The sequence below is a fragment of the Alteromonas sp. ABH4_456 genome, from assembly GCF_056160645.1.
The window spans coordinates 181484-207120 of the sequence record NZ_JBSWXO010000009.1; the positions used below are offsets into that span (position 1 = coordinate 181484).

Sequence of the window (25637 nt, forward strand, 5' to 3'; positions counted from 1 at the left end):
AGGGACGGAGAGGGGAAGGAAACTGTAAGCCCGCGGCACGGGGACGGTGTTGCCGGAGTGAACCGTCTGCCGCAGGGATGCGGCAGCCGAGCCCACATGGATGTGTTTACGGCGAGTTCACGCAGGCAATTCCGTCTCCGTGGCAGAAAGGGCTTACGGTTCTGCTATCCACATCCGGCTCTTCAGCGCTGTGCATGTATCAGCTTTTTTAAAACGGATTGGTATAGCTCGGGCGTTGTTCGTCCATGGTAGCCAGAATGCGGTGGTAGCTGTCGAAGCGGGCGCTGCTGATTTTGCCTTCTTCTACTGCTTCACGGATGAGGCAGCCGGGATCGTTCATATGCTTGCAGTCGCGGAATTTACAACCGCCCAGATAATCACGAAACTCTATGAAGCCGCGGGTGATTTGCTCTACCGGCATATGCCATAAGCTGAATTCCCTTACGCCCGGGGAATCGATAAGATCGCCACCTTCAGGGAAATGAAGTAATTTTGCTGCGGTGGTGGTGTGCTGACCAAGACCTGAGTTATCTGATATTTCACCGACCAGTTCATCGGCATCCGGCAGCACCTGATTGATGATACTGGATTTGCCCACACCGGACTGGCCTACAAAAACACTGACTTTGTCATTCAGACAGGTTTTCAGTTCGTCCAGGCCGTCACCGCGCTTGCAACTGGTATAAATTAATCTGTAACCCAGAGATTCATACACCGCAAGTTGCTGTTTTACCGTGTCGAATTCTTCGTCGCTCAGTAACTCGGTTTTGTTGAGGATAAGAACGGGGGCAATGCCGGTATCTTCGCAGGCAACCAGATAGCGGTCGATGATATTCAGAGATAAATCGGGCTTTACCGCACTGACAACAATGATCTGGTCGATATTCGCGGCGATGGGTTTCACGCCGTCGTAATAATCCGGCCGGGTAAGCACGGAACGGCGGTCGCGGACGATTTCAATCACGCCACTGACACCGGACTCGTTTTCATTACCGGTGTCGAACAGGACATCATCACCGCAAACCACCGATTCGATAGTCCGGCGGATGTGACAGCGGTACACCGTACCCTGCTGATCTTCAACGTCTGCGTGCTTACCGAAACGACCGACAACCCGGCCGGGGATCAGGTTGGCAGCATCAATCTGTTTTTCAGGATCAGATACTTTATCTTTCAGCCGGCGCGCCCGGTTTGCTGCAACCTGGCGCTTCTGGCGGTGTGTCAGTTTTGGTTTTTTTGCCACGATTTCCTGCAAAGTTAACGTATACTTGACCAATGATACCGTTTGTCAGGCCCGTGTGCCATGTTAAAGACGAGGAAACTAGAATGACAAAACACGATGGCAATTTAGTCTGGATTGATATGGAAATGACAGGGCTGGACCCTGAAACCTGTAAGGTGCTGGAAATTGCCACTATCGTCACTGACCCGCAGCTCAATGTACTGGCAGAAGGGCCGGTGATCGCTGTACACCAGCCGGATGCGATTTTAGATGGTATGGATGAGTGGTGCACCCGTGTGCACGGTAACAGCGGGCTCACTGCCAGATGCCGCGAGAGTCAAATTGATGAAGCCGAAGCGGCGAAACAAACTATCGCATTTTTGAGTGATTACGTAGATGCCGGCAAATCGCCTCTGTGTGGCAATACTATCGGACAGGATCGCCGTTTTATGGTGAAGTATATGCCGGAACTGGAAGCGTATTTTCACTACCGCAGTATAGATGTAAGCACGATTAAGGAACTGGTTAAGCGCTGGCAGCCGGAAATTCTCGACGGTTTCACGAAGAAAGGTGTGCATCTGGCACTGGACGATATCCGTGAGTCTATAGCGGAATTGCAGTATTACCGGGAAAAAGTGTTTACGATTTGAGCGAACGAACCGGTATTTCGAAAAAAATTCAAATTAAGTGTTGCGCATCGCCGGGATTTTTGTAAAATGCGCTCCACTTTTGCGAAGGGCTACTTTCGCAAAACGACTGAACCGGTATGCGGGAATAGCTCAGTTGGTAGAGCACGACCTTGCCAAGGTCGGGGTCGCGAGTTCGAATCTCGTTTCCCGCTCCAATTTTTCAGTCATCACCAAGTCTTTTGTTGCGGGAATAGCTCAGTTGGTAGAGCACGACCTTGCCAAGGTCGGGGTCGCGAGTTCGAATCTCGTTTCCCGCTCCAATTCTTAATCTATATTTTTTGATTTTCCGACACATAATCTTGCAGATCTGCAAGGTATGCCTGTTTCTGTGCATCCGGTAACCAGCTCGCTTTGAAACTGTTTTCTGCCAGTGTCACCAGCTCTTTAACGGTAAAGTCACCTTCTTCCTGAAGGGCAATAAAATTCTCATTCAAATAAGCACGAAAGTAAGACGGATCGTCGGAATTGATGCACGGCATCAGTCCGTATTGCAGCATCTTTTTGATTTCAGCAGAGGTCAGTGACTGTACTACAAAGCGGTTGGACACCGGACATACGGTCAGTCCCAGCTTTTTCTCTCTGGCCAGGTTACATAATTCCTCAGATTCCAGAATGTTGACGCCATGGTCTATGCGGTCAACGCCAATCTCTTCTATCACCTGCCGGATGTGCTCCAGAGTATTATCCTGGTTTACATCGCAGTGCATGGTGAGTTTCAGTCCCATACTACGGGCTTTTTCAAACACGGCGCTGAATTTAGCCGGCGGGTTATTTTTTTCGTCAGAATCCAGCCCCACGCCAATGATTTTATCCAGGTGGGGTTGCGCCATCATCAGGTGCTCCATAGCGGATTCAGCAGACATGTCCCGCAGGAAACATAAAATAAGATTGCTTTGCACACCCAGCTCAGCAGCGGCATCACTGCGGGCGCGGTGAATACCGTTTATCACAGTATCAAAACTCACACCACGGCTGGTATGTGCCTGCGGGTCGAAAAACAGCTCAACATATACAATATTTTGCGTGGCTGCTTTGCGGAGATAGTGCATGGTGAGCTGATAAAAGTCAGATTCATCTTTCAGCACGCTCATCCCTGCATAATAGATATCCAGAAAGGAAGGCAGGTCATGGAAGTTATAAGCTGCAATCATTTCCTGCGGTGTTTTAGCCTGCAACGACACATTATTTTTCTGCGCCAGAGCGAAACTTAACTCCGGCTCCAGTGTGCCTTCAATATGTACGTGAAGCTCTGCCTTGGGCAACTTTTCTAAAAAGGGTCTTAATTCCATAAATACCACCACCTGATAATGAGTAGGAAAAAACTGTTCTGTTTTATAGTCAGCAAAAACTGAGCCTGACCGGGTCAGAGTTAGCAGGAAGTCACAATTTAAATGTGTCCGGGATTTCGGGGACTACCGTGAAAGCAGTAAACACGCTGCCGGACTCAGCTTGCCGCTGCCACTCAACGTAAAAAAGGCAGGTAAACAAATTAAACATTCAGGGATTTATTCACGTTAACATTTTATTAATGAATTTTTATTCAATGTTTGACGCTCGATACTGGTGCAATATCCGCTGAAGTTGCACGAAAGTGCTGCTCGTTATGCCTTAAATGGCGTGCCGGTGTGGCATTAAGCCGTGCGGGCGATCATCAAACTGCGCTTAACTATTTTGAAAAAGCGCTTCAACTGGCACCGGATAATCCTGCTTTTTATTACAATACCGGTGTATCTGCCAAGTTCGCCGGTGATTTTGGCCGGGCTATGGAAGCATTTGAAACGGCAATCCGCCTTGCGCCCGCATACAGTCAGGCACATTTCGCCTTGTCTGACTTGGAAACCAGTCCGGATAATCCGGACAGGATAGCCGCGCTGGAAGCACTGGATGCCAGGCTGGCTGAGCGTCAACCCCCTGATATTGATGGCAGATTGCATGTGGCCCACGCACTGGCGAAAGAATGGGAAGCGAAAAAGGAATACGGCGAGGCGTTTACGCTTCTTAAACGGGCGAAATCAGAAAAACTGGCTACACTGCCGCGTCATGACAGCGACTTTTCAGCGGTATTCGATATGCTGGAGCGCATTGACCTTGAAGCGCCGGTAAACGCGCAACCGGTAACAGGCCGGCACACCCCGTTATTCGTCACCGGCATGCCCCGTTCGGGCACTACGCTGGCAGAGCGTATTTTGTCGAACCATACCCGTGTGGCTTCAGGCGGTGAGTTACAGGATTTCGGTGTCAGCGTGAAAGAAATTGTACGCACGCCCTCACAAGTGGTGCTTGATGCTGAAACGCTGACAAAAGGGATGCAGGCAGACAGCCCGGCCATGGGGAAGCGTTACCTTGAACGTACCGCTCATCTTACCGGCGGCAAACCGTATCTGGTTGATAAACTGCCATTCAATTTCTTTTATATACCGCTTATCCGCAAAGCACTGCCGCAAGCACGCATTGTGTGCATGCTTCGTCATCCCATGGATACCTGTACCGGTAACTTTCGTCAGTTGTTTTCAATAAACAGCCCTTATTACAGCTATGCCTATGACATTGATACGATTGGGCGGGTGTATACCCGGTTTTACCATCTTATGCAGCGGTGGGCAAAACAGGCATCTGACCAGATATACCTGCAATCCTATGAAGCGCTGGTCACAGACCCTGCGGGAGAAATTAAAACGCTGCTCGGGTTTTGCGGTTTGCCCTGGGAGGAAAAGTGTTTGCACGTGGAGCAAAACGATAAACCGGTATCTACGGCCAGTAAAGTGCAGGTAAGAGAAGCCATCAATGCAAAGTCTGTAGGAAACTGGCGCAGATACGAAGCGCATCTTACAGACCTCGCCGTTCAGTTTGAGAAAAGCGGTGTGCCTTACTGAATATCTGAGTGCTGGTGCATATCACATAAGCTGGTCGGATGACTTGATTTTCATCTGACCAGCGGCTACTCTAACTGGTCTAACCAGAATAAGAGGAGCAAGATGGCAAAACCGAATCCACTGAGACTGTTTTCTTTAAAAGCAAATAAATACCCTTCCTTTATCAGCCGCCGGTTGATGACGGCGATGTTCCGCCATACGGTTAAACTCGCGGGCACGGCTAAACTGGATATTCTTGCTTCAGATCTCACATCGGTCACGTTTCAGATTAAAAACCGTAAGCGGGTTCAGAATCACATTGGCAGTGTGCATGCTGCAGCGATGGGCTTACTGGCGGAATCTGCCACCGGGTTTATCGTCGGGGTAAATCTGCCGGGAGACAAACTTCCGCTGATTAAATATATGAACCTGAAGTACGTAAAGCGGGCTGAGGGCGATATGAAAGCAGAAGCGATACTGACTGCGGAACAAATTGCTCTCATGCAGACAGAAGAAAAAGGTGAGGTGCTTGTTCAGGTCAAAGTCACTGATGCAAACCACATTGAACCGGTGATTTGTGAAATGTGCTGGGCCTGGGTGCCAAAGAAAAAATGACAGTAATATTAAGATCTGTGTAAAAAGCGGCTGGTGCCGCTTTTTTGTTTGACATCCAACGTCATTAAAACTATTTGTTGTGTTGCGAAAAGCACAAGTTTTGTTAGTGGCTTTGATGCCTGATTGGCATGGCCTGAAACCGTTCTCAAATAGCATTGCAGCAAACAGGTTTTAGTATGACGAATAATACTCGTGATAGTCTGATAAAGCGCCCGTTTATGGATAAAAAGCATTATCCCTACGGATTTGCACGTTCCGGCGATTTTTCGATAAAAGAAGCGAAAATTCTCGCAGAAAATGGTAGTGTAATTGCAGCACTGGTAGATGGAAAGCTGACACCTGAAACGGATCAGGATATGCGCTTCATTGCTGTTGCTCATGGTGAGACCGAACCGGCTTCACCAGAAGAAAAAGTGTGGCTAAAGTACCAGAAGCGTATTAACCGACCTAAAGCCGCCTCAATCTATGGCTCAAAAAAAGTTGCACTGACAGAATCTGACGACGACGGTGGCACTGCGGACGATACCGATATCGTGTTAGATGACGATTAACTTGTAAATCAGTTGTAACCGCCATCCTATATTTGGCTGTAAAATAAGCTAAATGGGGGTATTCATCCTATTTATTCTATATATTGGGATACATATCTCACTTTTAGCCATTTTTTTGTTTTATCTTTCTAATGCCTTCGTTATAGTCCGCGCTACGGTATATTCCGCATATATTTTTAATAAGGTTACGAGACACAAATCCATAATACAGGAGATTTGACTGTGAAAATGATGTCAGGCGCTGCCATGGTGGTTGAAGCGCTAAAAGATGTGGGAGTCACACATGTGTTCGGTTACCCCGGTGGTGCCGTTTTAGACATTTACGATGCGCTGTTTGCGCAGGATGATGTCAAACATGTCCTCGTACGTCACGAACAGGCGGCCGCCCATATGGCGGATGGTTATGCACGTTCAACTGGCAAAACCGGCACAGTCCTCGTCACCTCTGGCCCGGGCGCAACCAATACCATTACCGGTATTGCTACTGCGTACATGGACTCTATTCCTATGGTGGTATTGTCCGGTCAGGTAATGTCATCACTCATTGGTGAAGATGCATTCCAGGAAACGGATATGGTGGGTTGTTCCCGCCCCATCGTTAAGCACAGCTTTCTGGTAAAACGGGCTGTTGATATTCCTGAAGCCATTGCCAAAGCCTTTTATATTGCCAACTCCGGCCGTCCGGGGCCGGTGGTGGTTGATTTGCCAAAAGATATTGTAAACGTCCAGGATTCCCATCCCTACGTATTCCCTGAGTCAGTGGCTATGCGCTCGTATAACCCCACTGAAAAGGGCCATATGAAGCAAATCAAAAAAGCCGTTGCTTCTATGCTTAAAGCAGAACGTCCGGTGATGTACGTGGGTGGTGGTGCTGTTGCCTGTGAGGCATCCGGTAAAGTTATTGAGCTGGCTGAGAAGCTGAATGCACCGGTAACCTGCACGCTGATGGGGCTTGGCGCTATGCCGGGTACCCATGAACAGTTCGTCGGTATGCTGGGTATGCACGGTACGCTGGAAGCCAACAAAACCATGCACAATTCAGACTGCATTATTGCACTGGGTGCCCGTTTTGATGACCGTGTTACCAACAACGTTTCAAAGTTCTGTCCTCATGCTGAAATCATTCATGTGGATATTGACCCTGCATCGATTTCAAAAACCATTAATGCGCACATTCCGGTTGTTGGCAGTGTGGATAAAGTACTTGATCAGATCCTTGAGCAACTGGCTGATGTGGATTTCTCCGGCCAGAAAGAAAAGCTCAGCGACTGGTGGCAACAAATCACCCAGTGGCGCGGCCGTGAGTGTCTTAAGTACGAACAGGGCGATACGGTAATTAAGCCACAGCGTGTTATCGAAGCTTTGTACAAGCACACCAACGGTGATGCGTATGTCAGTTCTGACGTGGGTCAGCACCAGATGTTTGCTGCTTTATATTATCCTTATAAAAAGCCCCGTCAGTGGATCAATTCCGGTGGTCTGGGCACCATGGGCTTTGGTTTACCGGCAGCCATGGGCGTACAGTTCGCACACCCTGAAGCGACCTCTGTGGTTGTAACCGGTGACGGCAGTATTCAGATGAATATTCAGGAACTGTCTACCTGTTTGCAGTACAACTTACCGGTGAAGATTATCTCTCTGAACAACCGTGCGCTGGGCATGGTACGTCAGTGGCAGGATATGATTTATAAAGGTCGTCACTCACATTCTTACATGGACTCAATGCCTGACTTTGTGAAGCTGGCAGAGGCCTATGGCCATGTAGGTATCAAAGTGGATCGTCTCGATGAGCTCGACGCCGCGATGGAAAAATGTTTCAGCTATACCGACAGACTGGTATTCATGGACATTGCTGTAGACCAGAACGAACACGTTTATCCAATGCAAGTGAAATTCGGTGCAATGGATGACATGCGCCTGAGCAAAACGGAGCGAACCTGATGAGAAGAATTATTTCAGTATTAATGGAAAACGCGCCGGGCGCACTGTCACGTATCGTGGGCGTATTTTCACAACGTGGATATAACGTTGATTCACTGTGTGTTGCCGCAACAGACGATCCCAGTTTGTCTCGCCTGACCATTACCACTCACGGTGATGATAAAGTGATTGAGCAAATCACCAAACAGGTGAACAAACTCATCGACGTGCTTAAAGTGGTCGATTTAACCGACGGCACCCACGTAGAACGTGAACTGATGTTGATTAAAGTGGCTACACGGACTGAAGAGATCCGCGCTGAAGTGAAGCGCACCAGTGATATCTTCCGTGGCAGTATTGTTGATGTAAACGGCAGCAATTACACCATTGAAATCACAGGTACATCAGACAAGCTGGATGCTTTCGCGTCTGCAATGGGTGAATGTGCAGAAATTATCGAATCATCCCGCACCGGCGTATGCGGATTAGCCCGCGGTGAACGTGCGCTGAGACCATAAATCAGCGGTAGTAAAAAGAACGACAAAACCGGTATCGCCCTGTGATACCGGTTTTTTTATGCCCCTTTGCCGTAATACACTTCCACCCGTAAAGCCAGCCCGTACGAAGGTTTAAAATCTTCTTCTTTCAGCCATAAAACAAACGGTTCTATTTCGTAAAACAGCCAGTCACGTGTGGGATTCATGCGGTAGCGGAAGCTGGTGTACACCTCTCTGAGCTCGTTTGACGGTTTTGTCAGTCCTTCTGTAAACAGGGTATAGATAGCGGCGGAATGTGAAGTCAGCGGTTGCAGATATTGCAGTTCGTGCCGCCACAACCAGTCTTCGCGTTCATCGCGGTAGTAATAACGGTTGTTGAAGCGGAATACATGGTCGTCGTGGCTGAGATATTGAAATGTTGCTCCTATTTCAGCACCCAGTCCGTCGCGGTTGTAATAATAAGTTTCAGCGTCGTAAAACAGGGCGATTGTATCGGAGAGCGGGGCCATATCCTGAAAACGGGCTTTCGCATAAATTTGCCCCCGCCTGCCGGTACCGATACGGTACGACATTCTGGCATTATCACTGGCACGGTAACGCAGGGCGATGGTTGTGTTATCACGGTTCCGGGCTACCGGGTCTCTTGCCGCTTTAATGGTATTTTGATTGTCGTTATCTTCGTTATCGCTGAGCACCAGGTCTACACGGTCTTCCAGCGCCGGTAGTTTTACCCGAATCCGGAAACGTAAATCCATTTCACTGAGGTCCCGCGTTCTGGGTTCCCAGCCCAGACTCACCCGGCCTTCGGCCCTGGCATCACGGTAAGCGTCACTGCCTTCCAGAGCAAAAAAGCTGTCGAGTTGCCGTGCGGTGTAGTCCATGGAGCGGGTAAGCTCCTGTTGCCAGTTATCGAACCAGAGTTTTTCATCTGTACCGGCTTCTGCCAGCTGGCTTTGTTCAACCGGAAGACGCTCAACGTCTCCGTCTGACAACCGGGGCAGTGCAACACACAGTAACAACACGATACATGACATAAATTAATTCAGGGTTTCAGACCCGGGCTTCCTATCCAGTTTTTAGCATGAAGTGAAATCAGACATTCGTCAAAAGTTTAAATAAGTATAAAAACGTAAAGATGAAACGGTTCACCTCACAATTGTAAATTATGTCGTGAAAGGTTCTTATAGCGGTGGCATACTGTGGGTCTTGATGTAAAGGAGATTTTTTTGATGGGTGGAATTAGTATCTGGCAATTGCTGATTGTTTTAGTGATTGTTGTTCTTCTGTTTGGCACCAAGCGACTCAAGAGCATTGGCTCCGATCTGGGTGGTGCAGTAAAAGGTTTTAAGAAAGCAGTAACTGATGAAGAGTCAGATGCTGATTTCTCACAGGAAAAGCGCGTTGAAAACAAAAACGAGGCGCAATCTGTAGAAGCAGAGTCCAAGGCAGACGTTAAAGAAAAATCCTGATGTTTGACATTGGCTTCTGGGAATTATTGGTGATTGGAGTGCTGGCACTGCTTGTGCTGGGGCCGGAACGTTTACCCGGCGCAATGCGCTCCACCATCAAAACAGTGCGCAGCGTGCGTAATATGGCAACAGGCTTCAAGCAGGAAGTGGAACACCAGTTACGTGTGCATGAATTGCATGAAAATCTGAAAAAGGCTGAGCAACAGGGCCTCAAAGATATTGCGCCGGAACTTAAAGAAAGCGTCGATGAACTCAAAGATGCCGCGAAGTCCGTGCAGGAACCTTATAAAAAGAAGTAAATGTCTGACGCTAACTCTCTTATCTCGCACCTGATTGAGCTGCGAAACCGTGTCTTGCACGCACTGGCAAGTGTGCTGCTGGTGTTTTTGTGTCTGGCGTATTTCGCTCAGGATCTTTACCGTCTTCTGGCTGAGCCTTTGCTGAGCACGATGCCGGAAAACACATCCATGATTGCAACGGATGTTGCATCACCGTTTTTTGCACCGTTTAAACTTACGCTGGTGCTGTCATTTTTCATTGCTATTCCCTATGTGCTTTATCAGGTCTGGGCCTTTGTCGCGCCGGGCTTATACAAGAATGAGAAAAAGCTGGTCGCGCCGCTGTTATTCTCAAGCACACTGCTATTTTATGCGGGGATGGCTTTTGCCTATTTCGTGGTTTTCCCTATCGCCTTTGCGTTCTTTAACAGTGTGGCGCCTGAAGGGGTAACCGTCAGTACAGATATTTCCAGCTATCTGAACTTCGTACTTAAATTGTTTTTTGCATTCGGGGTGTCATTTGAGATCCCGATTGCCATCATATTGTTATGCTGGACAGGCGTGACCGATGCGGCAACGCTGCGTGCTAAACGTCCTTACGTGGTGGTCGGTGCCTTCATACTGGGCATGCTGCTGACACCTCCGGATGTTATTTCCCAGACATTACTGGCAATTCCAATGTGGTTCTTATTTGAAGTGGGCGTCATCGTCGGTGGATTTTACGCAGGTAAAAAAGAAGATGATGAGGACGAGCAATCGTCCGACTCTGAGTCAGTTTAGCTCAGACAGATCGGGACAGACGATCTGAAGATGACAAGTAAGGAATAATAATGAAATCAAAAATAAAACTGGCCGGTGTGGCCCTCATTGGCGCTTTATCATTTACGGCGCAGGCTGAAACCGTTACTGAAGCCATGCAGGTTTGCAAGAACGAAAAAAACGATCTGAAACGTCTTATTTGTTATGACGCCGTTGCCGGTTCAATGAACATCTATGCCGGAGCAGGCAAGTCTGTTGATGACATTGCCAGCGAGCAACCCAAGCGTCAGCCGGTTGCCACTGCCAGCAAGCCACAAATTACGGAAGATGACTTTGGTCTGGAAGCACAGCGTCTGGCGGCAGCGAATCTGCCTGAAAATATGTCCGGTACCATTACGGATGTGTCGACCAGCCCGCGGGGTGACTACATAATCACGCTGGATAGCGGTATGGTCTGGCGTCAGACTTCCGATGATGTGAACTACAAATTCCGCAAAGGCGATACCGTATTGGTGGAGCGTGGTGCACTGGGTGCTTTCTATCTGAAGAAGTCCGGCGCCAGTGGCAGAATTGGCGTACGCCGGATCAAGTAAGTTGAAATGGTTCGATGCCGGCGTCAACCTCCTTGACCGCCGGTTTAATCCCGACGACATTATCGCCCGCGCTGTGGAAGCGGGGGTAGATGAACTTTGTATCATCACTACTGAGCCCGCTGAGTGGGATGATGCAAAAGCGCTTTATCAACGTTACCCTGAACACCTTTGTTATACCGTAGGTTGTCACCCGCATAACGCTAAGGTTATGACAGAGGGTGACTTTATCGGTCTGGAGCAGCGCCTTGATTGTCCGGGGGTTGTTGCTGTCGGTGAGTGCGGACTCGACTTTAACCGCGACTTTTCCCCCCGTGATGTTCAGGCATCGGTCTTTCGCCGGCAACTGGCGATTGCCGTTAAACATAATAAGCCTGTCTATCTTCATGAGCGTGATGCTTTTGCACTGCAACTAGATTGTCTGGACAGTGTTGAAGGGCAACTGGCCGGTGGCATCGCCCATTGCTTTACCGGAAACCTTGACGCCATGCAGGCCTATCTCGACCGGGGTCTTTATATTGGTATCACCGGCTGGGTCTGTGATGAAAAACGTGGCGGAGATTTAAGACAAGCGGTGAAGCAGTTACCCCTTAGCCGGTTAATTCTCGAAACCGACGCGCCTTATTTATTTCCGAAAAATCATCGTCCGAAGTCAAAAAATAATGAACCTGCTTTTATCTCATCAATTGGTAGGTATTTGGCTGATTTGACAGAAATAAGTTATGAAGAGTTGGCACAAAACAGTTATGCTAATACTTGCAGGGTATTCAAAGTTGCAAGGTAGAATAATAAATGCAATTGAACACGGGGATGGTCCGCCGGTACGATGAGTGGCTGATCGCAATAACGCTGGCCGTTGTTGCCTTGTTTCTTTATGTTGTGCAACCCTACATCCGCGCCGACGACCAACAGCAGCGCATTTCTGAAATTCGTTATACTTCCTCAGCAGCATCTGCTTTTTCCATTCAAAGTTATTCCGAAATAGCCGCCGTAGACTGGACGCCTGTGAGTAACCCGGTAAATCTGGGCATGCAGGACGGTGTATACTGGTTTAATTTCTCTGTCAGGCGTGATGCACTTTTATCTGAAGAAGCGTTACTCGAAGTGGCTTATCCGCTGCTGGACAACATAGAAGTCTCTTTTTTTACGCCCGAACAGCACGCCCCGGTGGCAACTCTCCACGGCGGCGATGCGTTGTCGTTTACAGAGTGGGATATACGTCACCCCTCCATGTTATTTACCATCCCGGCGGGCTATGCACAGCTGGATGTGGTGCTGAAAGTGAAAACTTCAGGGGCAGTAAGATTGCCTGTGCGTGTGTGGAATAAAACAGAATTCATCGAATATACCTCCAGCCTGAGTCATCTGATGGGGGCATTCTTTGGTTTCCTGCTGGCCATCGGGGTAAGCAACTTTTTCTTCTTTCTGACCACCCGTAGTGCCACATTTTTACTTTACACCGCTTACGTCATTTCGCTGTCGCTGACGCTGGCGACTCTGAACGGTCAGGCCTTTGCGTATTTGTGGCCGCAGTGGGGCTGGTTTGAACAACGGGCCGTCGCTATTTGTGCCAATGCCGCCATTATGTTTGCCATGCTGTTTTCCCGCTCCTTACTGGAAGTCTCTTCCCATAGCCGGAAAATTGATAAAGCACTGAAAGCGGTGGCAGCCCTGTTCGGGTTAAATATCATTGTCAGCCTGTTTCTGCCCTATGCATGGCTTATCAAAGTGTTTCTGGTAATGCTGGGGCTGGTGGTAATTTTTACCCCGGCCATCGGTATCCGGCTTGCCATGCGGGGGCACACCATTGCCAGGTACTATTCTTTTGCCTGGAGTATTTTGCTGGTCAGCGGTTTATCTGCCAGCCTGGATAATCTGGGAGTATTCAGCACCAGTATACCGTCCAATTATTTGCTGATGCTCGGAGCGTCAGTAGAAACGTTACTGTTGACGTTTATTATCGCCATTGGATACAGCCAGCAAAAAGAAACCGCCTTTGAATCGTCCCGTAAAGCCCTTGAGCAGGAAAAACTATCTGCACAGGCGCGGGAGGATTTGGTGGAAATTCAACGCCAGTATGCCGATGAAATGGAATACAAGGTGCAGGAACGTACCCTGGAACTGGAAATTGCACTGCGCGAATTATCACAGGCCAACGAAGAACTGGAGCGCCTTAACAGCATCGACTCACTGACAGGGAGCCGTAACCGCAGGCACTTTGATAAACGCTTACTGGCAGAGAGCCGGCGCAGTCGTCGTGAACAAACTGAGCTTAGCCTCGCAATGATTGACATCGACCACTTCAAGTCGGTTAATGACGAGTACGGACATGCAGCGGGTGATGCCTGTATTTGTCACATTGCCCGTTTACTGCAATCACAGTTACGCCGTTCGTCAGACGATGTATGCCGCTATGGCGGTGAAGAGTTTGGCATTATTTTGCCTAACACCGACATTGAGGGTGCCCGACAGGTCGTGGAATCCATGCGCAGAATGATTGAGCAGACGCCGGTTGAAATTGACGGGCAGGTTATTCAGCTGACGATGAGCGCCGGTGTTGCATGTGCCGTTATTCAGCGTGAAGCACACGAACTCGATTTACTGAAGTACGCAGACAGTCTGTTGTACCGCGCTAAGCAAAACGGGCGGAATCAGGTTGTCGCGGAAATCTTTTCTGGAGAATCATCATGACATTTTCACCTTTCCCGGCAAAAAGAATGCGCCGCCTCAGAAGTCAGGACGCATTGCGGGATATGGTCGCAGAGCACGTGCTCACGGTAAAAGATCTGATTTACCCTGTATTTGTTCTGCCGGGCAAAAAACAGCGGGAAGCTGTGCCTTCCATGCCGGGCGTTGAACGTTTATCTGTGGATTTACTGGTGGAAGAAGCCGGTAAGTGGGTCGAACTTGGGATCCCCGCTCTGGCGCCTTTTCCGGTTACGCCTATGGAGCTGAAAACTGACTGTGCGAAAGAAGCGTGGAATCCGCAGGGACTGGCACAGCAGGCACTGCGTGCGTTAAAAGACGCTTATCCGCAACTGATGCTGATGTCTGATGTGGCACTGGATCCGTTTACTTCCCACGGACAGGACGGCATCATCGACAAAGACGGGTATGTGGTAAATGATATTACCGTGGATGCGCTGATAAAGCAGGCCTTGTCTCATGCTGAAGCCGGCGCTGACATTGTGGCTCCGTCGGACATGATGGATGGCAGAATTGGTGCCATCCGCAATGCCCTTGAAGCTGACGGTCACCACAACACCTGTATCATGGCTTATGCTGCCAAGTATGCGTCAGCCTATTATGGCCCTTTCAGGGACGCTGTGGGCTCTGCTGCGAACATCAAAGGCGGGAACAAGAAAACCTATCAGATGGACCCTGCAAACAGCGATGAAGCCATTCACGAAATTGCCATGGATCTGCAGGAAGGGGCAGACATGGTCATGGTGAAACCCGGCATGCCGTATCTGGATATTGTCCGTCGTTGTAAAGAAGAGCTGAAGGTGCCGACTTTTGCCTATCAGGTAAGTGGCGAATATGCTATGCACAAAGCGGCGTTTGCTAATGGCTGGTTGAAGGAAGATGAAGTTATTCTGGAATCGCTGCTTGCATTTAAGCGGGGCGGTGCAGATGGCATTCTGACTTACTTTGCGCCGCAGGCTGCGCAGTTACTGAAGGGCTGAATGTCTACCGTCCGCTGACACATCTGAGACTGCCGGCCTGATACAGGGCCGGTTTTACTTCGCCCGGTAAATACCGGTCACAGGCAGTGCAGCTTCCAACCAGCCCGGTGTTGTAACCAGGTTTCGTTGGCCAGCTCAGCATTAATTAGCGGGTGGGCTGCCAGCCAGCCCTGCGGCAGGATCAGTGTCCAGTCATCACCGTCCACTTTCAGTTCTACCTCCGGAATGTGCTTGTTCTGACGACGCAGACACAACACAACGGCAATTCTTAACACCCGTAACAGACCTTCCAGCATGGGCCTTACTTCTTCATGATAATGAGAAAAAGTGTCTGACTTGATTGCGAGGCGGTGACATTTTACCAGGTCCCGTATCGCCACACGCTGTAATTTGGTGTAACCGGGCAAATCGATATACGTCAGCAGGTAGGCACCATGCTCATTATGCTTTTTAAACTCAACATGCAGGCCGATTTCATGCAGGGTTGCTGCAGCCCCCAGCACGGCTTCAGTATCAAGGTGGCACAAACTGGTTTGCGCACATAACTGGTGACACAGGCGCAGTGCCAGTCCCCGTACTGACTCAGCATGGTGGCGGTCGATGTGAAACCGCTTCATAGTATGATTCAGGGTCTGGCTGCGGCGGTCATTTTCCTGCAGGTTGTCCAGCATGCCATAAATCAGTCCTTCCCGCAGTGCGCCGCCGGAAATATTCATATCACGGATTTTCAGGCGCTCGAACAGGGTGATCAGAATCGCCAGGCCACTGGGGAAAATCGGCTTGCGGGACTCTTCCAGTCCTTTGATGTTCAGGTTGTCGATATGACCACAGATACATTCATCACGCAGTTTATACAGGTAATCAAGGCGGATAGCATCACTGATCCCCTGTGCGACCAGGATTTCTGTGATGGCTTGTGGTGTACCTGATGCGCCCAGACAGTTATGCCAGTCAAAGCACAGGAAGGTATCAGCCACGCTGTCCAGAAGGGCGTTGGCTTTCTGTTGTGCTTTATCGAAGTTGGCCCGGGTGATTTGGCCTTTAGGGAAGTGCCGTTCCATGAACGTGACGCATCCCATATCCAGACTGACCAGGTGGATAGGGTGCATATCATTGCCGATGATAATTTCGGTGCTCGCGCCGCCGATATCAATTACCAGGGAATTGCCCTGATTCGCGGAAGTATACGCAACCCCGAGATAAATCTGCCGCGCCTCTTCTTCACCGCTGATGACTTCCAGCTTGTGGCCCAGAATGGATTCTGCTTTGTGGATGAAATCCGCTGCATTTACTGCCAGACGCAGTGTTGCAGTAGCGACCACTTTTACATTGGAACGGGGGATGTCCTGCAGGCGTTCGGCGAATGTCTGTAAACACTGCCAGCCACGCTCCATGCTGACTTCATCCAGTTCCATATCGTCATTTAAACCGGCAGCCAGCCTGACTTTCTGTTTCACTTTACCGATGATTTGCACACTGCCGTTCACGACGTGCACCACCACCATGTGGAAACTGTTGGAACCCAGATCCACGGCGGCGTAATACTCGCCGTGAACAACCGCATCATGTTGAAGTTCTGGCTGCATAGATTTTACTGATTTGACGGTTTCTTATTGTTGCTGTTACGGCGACTGTTGCCACGACGGGACGAATTCCGGTTAGTCGGAGTACGCCGGCGACGGGGTTTCGGTGCAGTCACATCATCCAGTAATGCAGTTCTGTCAAATTCGGTAACAGGAATGGCATGCTGAATATATTCTTCAATCGCCGGCAGGTTCTGTGCGTACTTTTCACAGGCGAAGCTGATAGCGGCACCGCTGGCTCCGGCACGGCCCGTACGACCAATACGGTGAACGTAATCTTCCGCATCGTCCGGCAGGTCGTAATTAAATACGTGGGTCACTTTATCAATGTGCAGACCACGGGCGGCAACGTCAGTGGCAACCAGGATATCAAGATTGTTCTTGGTGAAGTCTTCAAGGATCGACAGACGCTTTTTCTGCGGTACATCGCCGCTTAAAAGGCCTACGCGGTGACCATCAGCTGCCAGCCAGTCGTTAACCCGCTCACAACCGCTCTTGGTGTTTGCGAAAACAATGGCTTTATCCGGCCATTCTTCTTCCAGCAGAGTAAGCAGAAGAAGCATTTTATCTTCATCTGACGGGTAGAACAGTTCTTCAGACACCCGGGTGGCTGTTTTGCGTTCCGGTTCAACCTGCACGTGAGTAGGGTTGTTCATATGCTCATAGGCCAGTTCCTGTACGCGGTAGCTCAGCGTTGCTGAGAACAGCATGCTCAGGCGTTCAGTGGCAGCAGGCATTCTGCGGAACAGGAAACGGATATCTTTAATAAAGCCTAAATCGAACATGCGATCCGCTTCATCGAGTACGGCAGCCTGAATATTATCCAGCGAGAACACACCTTGTTTGTAGTAATCAAGAATGCGTCCTGTCGTACCGATAATAATATCTACCCCTTCTTCTAGCGATTCGCGTTGACTTTGGTATCCTTCGCCCCCATAAATGAGACCAAGTGACAGTCCGGTGTGCTCGCTGAGCGGCTTGGCATCATTATAAATTTGAACCGCAAGTTCACGGGTAGGTGCCATGATGATGGCGCGCGGTCCGGATTGACTACTGGCGTCATTTTGCGCTTTTTCCAACAGATGGTGGAAAGTTGCGACAAGAAATGCCATTGTCTTGCCCGTACCGGTTTGTGCCTGACCGGCGATATCCAGTCCCTCTAGCAGGGGCGGCAACGCAAGTGCCTGGATTGGAGTACAATGAGTGAAGTTTGCAGACTTCAATGCCTCAACAACTTTGGTATTGATGGGCAAGTCGGAAAAATGTGTTTCAGTTAAATGTGTTGTTTGCATAGCTTATAGCTTATCTGTGCTTGCATTAAAAAACGGTTTCTTATAACACTAATGGTAAAGCTGAGACAAATCAGCAGCAGACCAAATATTGGAGAAAAGAATGAGCGACAAAATTATCAAGTTAACTGACGACAAATTTGAAGCAGATGTTATCAATGCTGCTGGTCCTGTGCTGGTTGACTTCTGGGCCGAGTGGTGTGGCCCTTGTAAAATGATCGCACCAATTCTCGAAGAAGTTGCGACCGAGTTTGATGGCAAATTAACAGTTGGTAAGTTGAATGTCGATGAAAATAATGAAACGCCACCAAAATATGGCATTCGTGGCATCCCAACTTTACTGCTGTTCAAAAACGGTAATGTTGCCGCTACAAAAGTTGGCGCATTGTCAAAAACTCAACTGACAGAGTTCCTGAACGAAAACCTTTAATCGTTAACGGAACATCCGAATCAGAAAAACCTGCCGGTCTGCCGGCAGGTTTTTTATACTCTGTTCTTCTGCAATTTGATCCATCTCAACAACCGGTAATGGACATAACAGCATATTACCGCTATCACTTATATAAGCTGACAATGTAAACCTTCACATCAGTGAACGTGCGACAACTTTGTCTGTCAGATGCTGCTGTATGTGCCGGTTAGTGCAAAGTAAATATCGGGCATTAAAGTTTTTTTAACAATTGCGGCAAAAAAAGTGGACGCTCCTCAATTAAGGTGCTAACGTTCGGATATATGCTCAAACCGAGCAGCGTTCTGCTTAAGTCCGACCCGGACAAACATCTATTCCAACTATTTTTTTAATTTAGGGGCTAACGTCCCGTAAGCGAAGTCCAAGCACAAAGACCCACCAGTATGAATTTAACCGAACTGAAGAATAAACCAATTAGCGAGTTGGTTGCCCTGGCCGAACAGATGGGCCTGGAGAACATGGCTCGTGCCAGAAAACAAGACATCATCTTTTCAATCCTGAAAAATCACGCCAAAGGCGGTGAAGACATTTTCGGTGATGGTGTACTCGAAATTTTGCAGGACGGCTTTGGCTTCCTGCGCTCAGCAGATTCTTCTTATCTTGCCGGGCCCGACGATATCTATGTATCACCCAGCCAGATTCGACGTTTCAATCTTCGCACCGGTGATACGATTTCAGGAAAAATCAGACCACCCAAAGATAGTGAACGCTACTTTGCCCTCCTGAAAATCCGCGAAGTTAACTTCGACAAGCCAGAAAACTCCCGTAATAAAATCCTCTTCGAAAACTTAACTCCTCTGCATGCAGCCGACCGTTTGCGTATGGAAAGGGGTAATGGTTCGTCTGAAGATATTACAGCCCGTGTTCTGGACCTGGCGTCGCCAATTGGCAGAGGTCAGCGTGGTCTCATCGTTGCACCGCCTAAAGCCGGTAAAACCCTGTTACTGCAAAACATCGCACAGTCTATTGCTGCAAACCACCCTGAGTGTGAACTGATGGTTCTGCTGATTGACGAGCGTCCGGAAGAAGTAACCGAGATGCACCGTCTGGTTCGTGGTGAAGTGGTTGCATCAACCTTCGATGAACCGGCCAGCCGTCACGTACAGGTTGCGGAAATGGTTATCGAGAAAGCCAAACGCCTTGTTGAGCACAAAAAAGACGTGGTTATCCTGCTGGATTCCATTACCCGTCTGGCCCGTGCATACAACACCGTTATTCCTTCATCCGGTAAAGTTCTGACCGGTGGTGTGGATGCTAACGCTCTGCATAAACCTAAGCGTTTCTTCGGTGCGGCACGTAACGTTGAGGAAGGCGGCAGCCTGACCATCATCGCTACAGCGCTGATTGATACCGGTTCTAAGATGGATGAAGTTATCTACGAAGAGTTTAAAGGTACAGGTAACATGGAACTGCATCTGAACCGTAAGATTGCAGAGAAACGTGTATTCCCTGCTATCGACTTCAACCGCTCAGGTACCCGTCGCGAAGAGCTGCTGACCAGCCAGGACGAACTGCAGAAAATGTGGATCCTGCGTAAGATTGTTCACGAAATGTCTGAAGTCGACGCCATGGAATTCCTCATCAACAAGCTGTCGATGACAAAAACCAATGATGAGTTCTTTGATGCGATGAAGCGTCAGAAGAGCTAAATCCTTCCGGATACGAAAAACGGCGCCTGCATGGCGCCGTTTTTGATTCCGCATTGTTTGTTGTTTATCCCGCCTCAGCCGCATACCGGCGGGAGTGTTGTAAAACTGATTTTAAATTGGTGCAGATTCAGATAGGGTAAATATTCTTATAATAAGGAATATTAACATGCACACACGACTCCTCTCCGCCGCAGTCATGCTGGCGTTTTCTTCATTTTCACAAGCACAAACTGATGTGGCTGCGATGGCAGATAAAATCGAGCCTGAAGTGATCAAATGGCGCCACCATCTGCACGAAAATCCTGAGTTATCAAACCGCGAATTTGAAACGGCAAAATACGTTGCAAAGTACCTGAAATCTCTTGGACTAGAGGTTGAAACCGGTGTCGCCAAAACCGGTGTGGTGGCTGTGCTTGACAGTGGCAAGTCGGGACCCGTGGTTGCGCTGAGGGCTGATATGGACGGCCTGCCGGTGCCGGAAGAGAACGAACTGCCATGGCGTTCAAAAGCCAAAGGCGAGTATAACGGTAAAGAAGTACCGGTAATGCACGCCTGCGGTCACGACACCCATATGGCCATGCTGATGGGCGCTGCAAAAATTCTGACAGAAATGAAAGATGAGCTGCGGGGTAAAGTGAAATTCATTTTTCAGCCCGCTGAAGAAGGTGCGCCTCCGGGCGAACTGGGTGGTGCTGAAGTGATGGTGAAAGAGGGCGTGTTGAAGAGTCCTGACGTGGACGTGATCTTTGGTCTGCATATCAGCTCGAATCTGGACATCGACAAAGTCAGCTACAAGCCGGGCGGTGCCATGGCAGCGGTTGACCCGTTCAAAATCGTGATCCACGGTAAGCAGGCCCACGGTGCGTACCCGTGGAAAAGTGTGGATCCCATCGTAACAGCGGCGCAAATGGTTATGTCACTGCAAACCATCGTGTCCCGTGAGATCAAGCTGATTGATGATGCTGCTGTAGTGACTGTGGGTGCCATTCATGGTGGTAACCGCTCGAATATTATTCCCCGTGAAGTGGAGCTGGTCGGTACTATCCGTACGTTAGACAAAGCTGCCCGTGAACATGTTTATGAAGCGATGGAGCGTAAGGTTAAAGGTATCGCTGACAGCATGGGCGCTGAAGCTGAACTGACTCTGCCACTGGATTACAGTTATCCCATTACTTATAACGATCCTGAACTGACGATGGACATGTTGCCTACGCTGCAGCGTACTGCCGGAAAAGACGGCGCGGTACTGGCCAAAGCAGTAACCGGCGCAGAAGACTTCTCGTTCTATCAGGAACAGATCCCCGGTCTTTTCCTCTGGGTTGGCGGTAAGCCTCTTGATGTGCCGGAAGCGGATTCTCCTGCTCACCACACTCCGGATTTCTACGTCGATGACAAGGGCATGAAGCTGGGTGTTAAATTGCTGACCAATTTAACACTGGATTACATGGCAAAGGCTGATTAAACTTTTCAGTTTCCCTTAATGCGTAGAGTTCATGCGGTATGCGCACATCAGAAACTGTAAAGTGGTTATTGCTGGTACTGTTCAGTGCCGGCCTTAACCTGATACCTCCGCCTTTTATCAGTGGCGGCTTAACAGCATTCGGTTTGCCTGTTGCCGTGTTCATGGCTTTACGTATGCCAGCAGCGCTGTCCGTTCCGGGTATTGCTCTGGCTATGGCACCGGTGTGGTTTATTCATGGTGTCACACTGCCTGTTCTTCTCTGCACCGGACTGCCTCTTGTTTTAGCACTCTGCAGAAGGCGGCAATCGCCCTGCGAGCCAATGAAAACCGGCATAGGTATTTACAGTTCACTGGCGGTACTGATCCTCGCTTTTCAGCAGTGGAGTGAGCAAAACGGCCTTAATACCGCGGCGTTTACTACCGTTTCAGTGACCTGGTTTTGCCTGTTATCTTCGGTGTTATCAGCGCACCTTGCCTACCTTTTTACCCGGCTGGCCTGGCTCCCCAGCACATTCAAAAAAGACATTAATTTTAAATATCTGCTGGCATATTGCTTCAGCGCGTTGTTCTTTCTGGCGGTGCTGTGCGTCAGCTATTCGTTTATCCATCAATATCAGCAGCGTCAGAAAAGTCAGATAGAGCTTTATATGGCTCAGCGGCTTCATGTGCTGTCCGGGCAGGTAAAAGATTTTCTCGACACCCATCAGCGGGCAATTAATTTTGCTGCCGGAACGCTCTCTGCCATGCCAGGTGCAACACAACCCGACGCAGTGCAAACCGATCGTTTACTGAGCGGGCTGGCTGAATCCAGTCCTGCCTTTCTTACCTTCCTGACGGCAGACGCGCAGGGTGAAATTACCCATGCATGGCCTGAAACGCTGCTGGCGAAAGCTGCTGATGCGGGCATGCTTGATGTGTCCGGCCGTGAGTATTTCTCACAGGTCGTCGCCAGCGAGACACCGTATTTGTCAGATGCGTTTCGCGGACGGGGGTTCGGACAGGACCCGATTATCGCCATGTCGGCACCGGTAAGCGGAGCAGACGGTGAAATTACCGGTATTCTGGAAGGGTCGCTATCGCTGTCATCTTTCAGTCGTTTCGAGAGCAGTAACATTAACGGCTTTATGTTGCTGGTGGAAGACAGTGAAAGAAAGCTGGTGTACGGCTCAGAGGTGCTCAGTGCCCAGCCGTTATTGCCTTCGCCTCTGGGCAATTGCAGCACCGGATGCGATGCACTGACTAAGGTTAATAACGAAACGTGGTTTGTGAGAAGTGTGCAGATTGAGGGCAGCGGCTGGCACGTACGTATTCTTTACAGCTGGCAGCGCTTTTTGCAACTCACCAACTCATCGCTGATTACTGTGCTTGAACTGCTGGCGGTATTTGCCGTTACCGGTTTACTGGCCGGCTTCACCCTGGCTTCTGTTGTTAACCGCCCCCTTAAAAAACTTATCGGCCAGTTTGAAGCCTTTGATCCTAACAACCGGGACCGGGGAATCGTCCTTTCTGAGAGTTTGCCGGTAACAGAATTGCGAAGTCTGGAGTCAGCGTTTGATTCCATGCAGCGGCGGCTGTTCGATGCCTTTGACGATTTAGAACACTCACGGGAATCTCAGCGCAAACTCAACCTTGAACTGGCAGAACTGAACCGGACACTGGCTTCACGGGTAAAGGAAAAGACCCTGCATCTGGAAGCTGCTGTGAAACAGGCGGAAGCTGCGAATGTGGCGAAATCTCGGTTTCTTGCCAACATGTCACATGAAATCCGTACACCAATGAACGGTATTATCGGCTCCTGCGATAATCTGCTGGAAGAAGACCTGCCGCGGGGCGCAGCAAGGCGCATCGGCATGATTGCCCAGTCTGCCTCCAATTTGTTGATGATCCTCGACAGCATTCTCGACTGGTCGAAAATTGAGGCCGGCAAAATGCAAACCGAGTCGGTGAATTTTTCATTGCAAAAAGTGCTGGAAGCTTCATTTCATCTTCATCAGGATGCAGCCATTAATAATGGTGTGACTTCGTCAATGACCTACCTTACGCCACTTCCCGAAATGTTATGTGGTGATATGGGGAAACTGAGTCAGGTGCTGAATAACCTGCTGAGCAACGCAGTGAAATTTACTACAGAAGGGGAGATCACCGTTCTGGCCGGCTTTGACAACGGGCGACTGACACTCACCGTTAAGGATACCGGCACCGGGATTGCACCTGAAAAACTGGAACATATCTTCGAGCAGTTTGCTCAGGCAGATGCGTCTACAACCCGTCTATATGGTGGTACGGGTCTTGGCTTACCCATCACCAGAAAGCTGGTTGAACTGATGGACGGAACCATAGAGGTGGCTTCAGAACCCGGTGAAGGCACCAGTTTTACCGTTACCATTCCCTTTGACATCGCTGAAGCGGAGCCTGAGGCAGAGAGTGAGCCGGATGCGTTTATTCCGGATAATCTGAAAGTGCTGGTGGTGGAAGATAACGATATTAACGCCCATATCGTAGTGGATATGCTGAAAAATAAAGGGATCCGGTGCGTACGTGTGGCCAACGGTAAACAGGCCGTGGCGGCGGTGCGTCAGATGCAGTTTCACATTGTGTTGATGGATTGCCAGATGCCGGAAATGGACGGGTTCGAAGCAACCTGTGCTATCCGCGGGCTTGAGTCAGAGAAAGCGGCCATTCCCGTGATTGCGCTGACAGCCAATGCTTTCGTGGATGATCAGCGGGCTTGTCTGGCTGCCGGTATGAATGCTTATCTGAGTAAGCCGGTTAAGCGCCGGCAATTACTCAGCATGCTGGCGCAAACCTGGAAGACGTACTACGGCTCAACCGGCGGCTGAACATCTTTGGCTGATTTCTGATTCGGGTTACCAATAAAGCGCAGGGCCAGGTAGCCAAGCAGGCCGGATACCAGTGAACCCGCCAGTATGCCCAGACGTTCATCAAAGGCCTTTTCTGAGCCGCCGAATGCCAGCGAACCGATAAACAGACTCATGGTAAAGCCGACACCACACAACAGGGCACAGCCGTATATATGTCTGAATGACAAATCTTCCGGCAGATTGGCAAACTTCATTTTCACCGACAGCCATGAAAATAAAAACACGCCAAGCTGCTTACCGATAACCAGACCAAAAAATACCCCCAGGGTTACCGGATGTGTCAGTGCGTCTGCTTCCATCTCGCTAAAGTTAATACCGGCGTTCGCAAAGGCGAAAAGGGGCAGGATGACAAAACTGACACTGCTGTTCAGGCTGTGCTCCAGATGAATGACCGGCGAATATTCCGGGTCCTTTTTATCGCGCATCGGAATAAATGCAGCCAGAACAACACCGGCAAGGGTGGCATGCACGCCGGATTTAAGCATGGCAGCCCACAGTACCAGCCCGATTAATACATAAGGGGGAATGTCGGTAACGTTGCGGCGGTTCATCCAGAAGAGTACGGGTAAACATACAGCCGCTACAATTAATGCAGATAAAGAAATATTATCTGTGTAGAAAAGGGCGATGATGACAATGGCGCCGATGTCATCAATGATGGCCAGCGTGACCAGGAATATTTTTAAACTGGCGGGTACTCTGCTGCCGAGCAGTGCCATGATCCCCAGTGCAAAGGCGATGTCTGTGGCGGCCGGAATGGCCCATCCTTCCATGGCATTTTCAGCACCAAAAGTCAGCGCAAGGTATATGGCAACCGGTATAATCATGCCGCCTACAGCACCGGCAGCCGGCAGTACAATATTTTTAGGATCAGACAGGCCGCCTTCACATACAGCCCGCTTCAGTTCCAGCCCGACATGGAAAAAGAATACTGCCATCAGACCATCGTTAATCCACAGCAGCAGGGCTTTGTCGATTTCGAAGCTGCCGGCGGCCACCGTCACCTTCATATCAAGAAAATCTTTGTACGCGCCGTTTAGCGGCGTGTTGGCAATGATCAGGGCGAGAAGGGTGGCTCCCATCAGAATGATGCCTGCTGACGCATCCCTTTTCAGAAATGACTGTACGTCAGAAACGATTTCTTCAAGGACATTCTCTACGCCCGTTTTTGCCAT

Annotated in this window: 23 protein-coding genes and 2 tRNA genes; 19 read left to right on the plus strand and 6 right to left on the minus strand. The window is 49.5% G+C overall.

Annotated elements, in window-relative coordinates; genetic code table 11:
* Window positions 1–208: 208 nt before the first annotated feature.
* Window positions 209–1243 carry a small ribosomal subunit biogenesis GTPase RsgA gene (gene rsgA, locus ACXAG2_RS14800; protein WP_474868150.1) on the minus strand — a complete coding sequence of 345 codons (1035 nt, stop codon included), beginning with the start codon at window positions 1241–1243 and terminating at the stop codon, window positions 209–211.
* Window positions 1244–1326: 83 nt separating this feature from the next.
* On the opposite strand from rsgA, the gene orn reads away from it, so the two are divergent.
* The 3 genes from orn (at window position 1327) to ACXAG2_RS14815 (ending at window position 2171) form a co-directional block, all read left to right on the plus strand.
* Window positions 1327–1872, plus strand: coding sequence for an oligoribonuclease (gene orn, locus ACXAG2_RS14805; RefSeq protein ID WP_119502708.1), 546 nt, complete (start codon window positions 1327–1329; stop codon window positions 1870–1872).
* 118 nt (window positions 1873–1990) lie between these two features.
* A tRNA-Gly gene (locus ACXAG2_RS14810) sits at window positions 1991–2066 on the plus strand.
* Window positions 2067–2095: 29 nt separating this feature from the next.
* Window positions 2096–2171 (plus strand) — tRNA-Gly (locus ACXAG2_RS14815).
* A gap of 9 nt (window positions 2172–2180) precedes the next feature.
* On the opposite strand, the gene add is transcribed toward ACXAG2_RS14815, so the two are convergent.
* The gene (gene add, locus ACXAG2_RS14820; protein WP_474868153.1) at window positions 2181–3200 is read right to left on the minus strand and encodes an adenosine deaminase; all 1020 of its coding nucleotides are present in this window, start codon (window positions 3198–3200) and stop codon (window positions 2181–2183) included.
* 336 nt (window positions 3201–3536) lie between these two features.
* Between add and ACXAG2_RS14825 the strand changes: the two genes are divergently transcribed.
* The 5 genes from ACXAG2_RS14825 to ilvN all read left to right on the plus strand — a co-directional run bounded on the left by ACXAG2_RS14825 (window position 3537) and on the right by ilvN (window position 8367).
* Window positions 3537–4784, plus strand: a complete 1248-nt coding sequence (locus ACXAG2_RS14825) for a sulfotransferase family protein (protein WP_474868155.1) — start codon at window positions 3537–3539, stop codon at window positions 4782–4784.
* A 102-nt stretch (window positions 4785–4886) separates the two neighbouring features.
* Window positions 4887–5378 carry a DUF4442 domain-containing protein gene (locus ACXAG2_RS14830; protein ID WP_474868158.1) on the plus strand — a complete coding sequence of 164 codons (492 nt, stop codon included), beginning with the start codon at window positions 4887–4889 and terminating at the stop codon, window positions 5376–5378.
* A 176-nt stretch (window positions 5379–5554) separates the two neighbouring features.
* The gene (locus tag ACXAG2_RS14835; RefSeq protein WP_474868160.1) at window positions 5555–5929 is read left to right on the plus strand and encodes a MaoP family protein; all 375 of its coding nucleotides are present in this window, start codon (window positions 5555–5557) and stop codon (window positions 5927–5929) included.
* Between the two features lie 222 nt (window positions 5930–6151).
* A complete protein-coding gene (locus tag ACXAG2_RS14840; protein WP_119502703.1) occupies window positions 6152–7870 on the plus strand; it encodes an acetolactate synthase 3 large subunit in 1719 nt (572 codons plus the stop codon).
* Entirely contained in the window at window positions 7870–8367 is a 498-nt protein-coding gene (gene ilvN / locus ACXAG2_RS14845; RefSeq protein WP_119502702.1) for an acetolactate synthase small subunit, read from the plus strand. The genes ACXAG2_RS14840 and ilvN overlap by 1 nt, the downstream gene beginning before the upstream one ends.
* A 56-nt stretch (window positions 8368–8423) precedes the next feature.
* On the opposite strand, the gene ACXAG2_RS14850 is transcribed toward ilvN, so the two are convergent.
* Window positions 8424–9380, minus strand: coding sequence for a hypothetical protein (locus tag ACXAG2_RS14850; RefSeq protein ID WP_474868162.1), 957 nt, complete (start codon window positions 9378–9380; stop codon window positions 8424–8426).
* 195 nt (window positions 9381–9575) lie between these two features.
* Between ACXAG2_RS14850 and tatA the strand changes: the two genes are divergently transcribed.
* The 7 genes from tatA to hemB are packed head-to-tail and all read left to right on the plus strand — an operon-like array spanning window position 9576 to window position 15128.
* A complete protein-coding gene (gene tatA / locus ACXAG2_RS14855; RefSeq protein ID WP_119502700.1) occupies window positions 9576–9815 on the plus strand; it encodes a Sec-independent protein translocase subunit TatA in 240 nt (79 codons plus the stop codon).
* Window positions 9815–10114 (plus strand): Sec-independent protein translocase protein TatB, encoded by a 300-nt coding sequence (tatB, locus tag ACXAG2_RS14860; protein WP_119502699.1) that lies wholly within the window; start codon window positions 9815–9817, stop codon window positions 10112–10114. Before tatA ends, tatB begins: the two co-directional genes overlap by 1 nt.
* On the plus strand, window positions 10115–10873 hold the full coding sequence (gene tatC, locus ACXAG2_RS14865; RefSeq protein WP_474841388.1) for a twin-arginine translocase subunit TatC: 759 nt from the start codon (window positions 10115–10117) through the stop codon (window positions 10871–10873). It abuts the gene before it with no gap.
* A gap of 50 nt (window positions 10874–10923) precedes the next feature.
* A complete protein-coding gene (locus tag ACXAG2_RS14870; protein WP_474868165.1) occupies window positions 10924–11445 on the plus strand; it encodes a hypothetical protein in 522 nt (173 codons plus the stop codon).
* Between the two features lies 1 nt (window position 11446).
* Window positions 11447–12226 carry a TatD family hydrolase gene (locus ACXAG2_RS14875; RefSeq protein ID WP_474868167.1) on the plus strand — a complete coding sequence of 260 codons (780 nt, stop codon included), beginning with the start codon at window positions 11447–11449 and terminating at the stop codon, window positions 12224–12226.
* Between the two features lie 8 nt (window positions 12227–12234).
* Window positions 12235–14133, plus strand: a complete 1899-nt coding sequence (locus ACXAG2_RS14880; protein WP_474868170.1) for a diguanylate cyclase — start codon at window positions 12235–12237, stop codon at window positions 14131–14133.
* Window positions 14130–15128, plus strand: a complete 999-nt coding sequence (gene hemB, locus ACXAG2_RS14885; RefSeq protein WP_474868172.1) for a porphobilinogen synthase — start codon at window positions 14130–14132, stop codon at window positions 15126–15128. The genes ACXAG2_RS14880 and hemB overlap by 4 nt, the downstream gene beginning before the upstream one ends.
* A 77-nt stretch (window positions 15129–15205) precedes the next feature.
* On the opposite strand, the gene ACXAG2_RS14890 is transcribed toward hemB, so the two are convergent.
* Window positions 15206–16714: a Ppx/GppA phosphatase family protein gene (locus tag ACXAG2_RS14890; protein ID WP_474868175.1), complete on the minus strand. Its 1509-nt coding sequence runs from the start codon at window positions 16712–16714 to the stop codon at window positions 15206–15208.
* A 5-nt stretch (window positions 16715–16719) separates the two neighbouring features.
* Window positions 16720–18003 (minus strand): ATP-dependent RNA helicase RhlB, encoded by a 1284-nt coding sequence (gene rhlB, locus ACXAG2_RS14895; protein ID WP_474868177.1) that lies wholly within the window; start codon window positions 18001–18003, stop codon window positions 16720–16722.
* Window positions 18004–18103: 100 nt separating this feature from the next.
* Here rhlB and trxA point away from each other — a divergent pair, with 100 nt between their 5' ends.
* The 4 genes from trxA to ACXAG2_RS14915 all read left to right on the plus strand — a co-directional run bounded on the left by trxA (window position 18104) and on the right by ACXAG2_RS14915 (window position 24420).
* Window positions 18104–18430, plus strand: coding sequence for a thioredoxin TrxA (gene trxA, locus ACXAG2_RS14900; RefSeq protein WP_119502691.1), 327 nt, complete (start codon window positions 18104–18106; stop codon window positions 18428–18430).
* A 422-nt stretch (window positions 18431–18852) separates the two neighbouring features.
* Window positions 18853–20118 (plus strand): transcription termination factor Rho, encoded by a 1266-nt coding sequence (rho, locus tag ACXAG2_RS14905; RefSeq protein WP_119502690.1) that lies wholly within the window; start codon window positions 18853–18855, stop codon window positions 20116–20118.
* Between the two features lie 166 nt (window positions 20119–20284).
* On the plus strand, window positions 20285–21580 hold the full coding sequence (locus ACXAG2_RS14910; RefSeq protein ID WP_474868179.1) for an amidohydrolase: 1296 nt from the start codon (window positions 20285–20287) through the stop codon (window positions 21578–21580).
* A gap of 38 nt (window positions 21581–21618) precedes the next feature.
* Window positions 21619–24420, plus strand: coding sequence for an ATP-binding protein (locus tag ACXAG2_RS14915; RefSeq protein ID WP_474868182.1), 2802 nt, complete (start codon window positions 21619–21621; stop codon window positions 24418–24420).
* On the opposite strand, the gene nhaA is transcribed toward ACXAG2_RS14915, so the two are convergent.
* Window positions 24399–25637 carry a Na+/H+ antiporter NhaA gene (nhaA, locus tag ACXAG2_RS14920; protein WP_474868184.1) on the minus strand — a complete coding sequence of 413 codons (1239 nt, stop codon included), beginning with the start codon at window positions 25635–25637 and terminating at the stop codon, window positions 24399–24401. The two genes, ACXAG2_RS14915 and nhaA, sit on opposite strands and share 22 nt — an antisense overlap.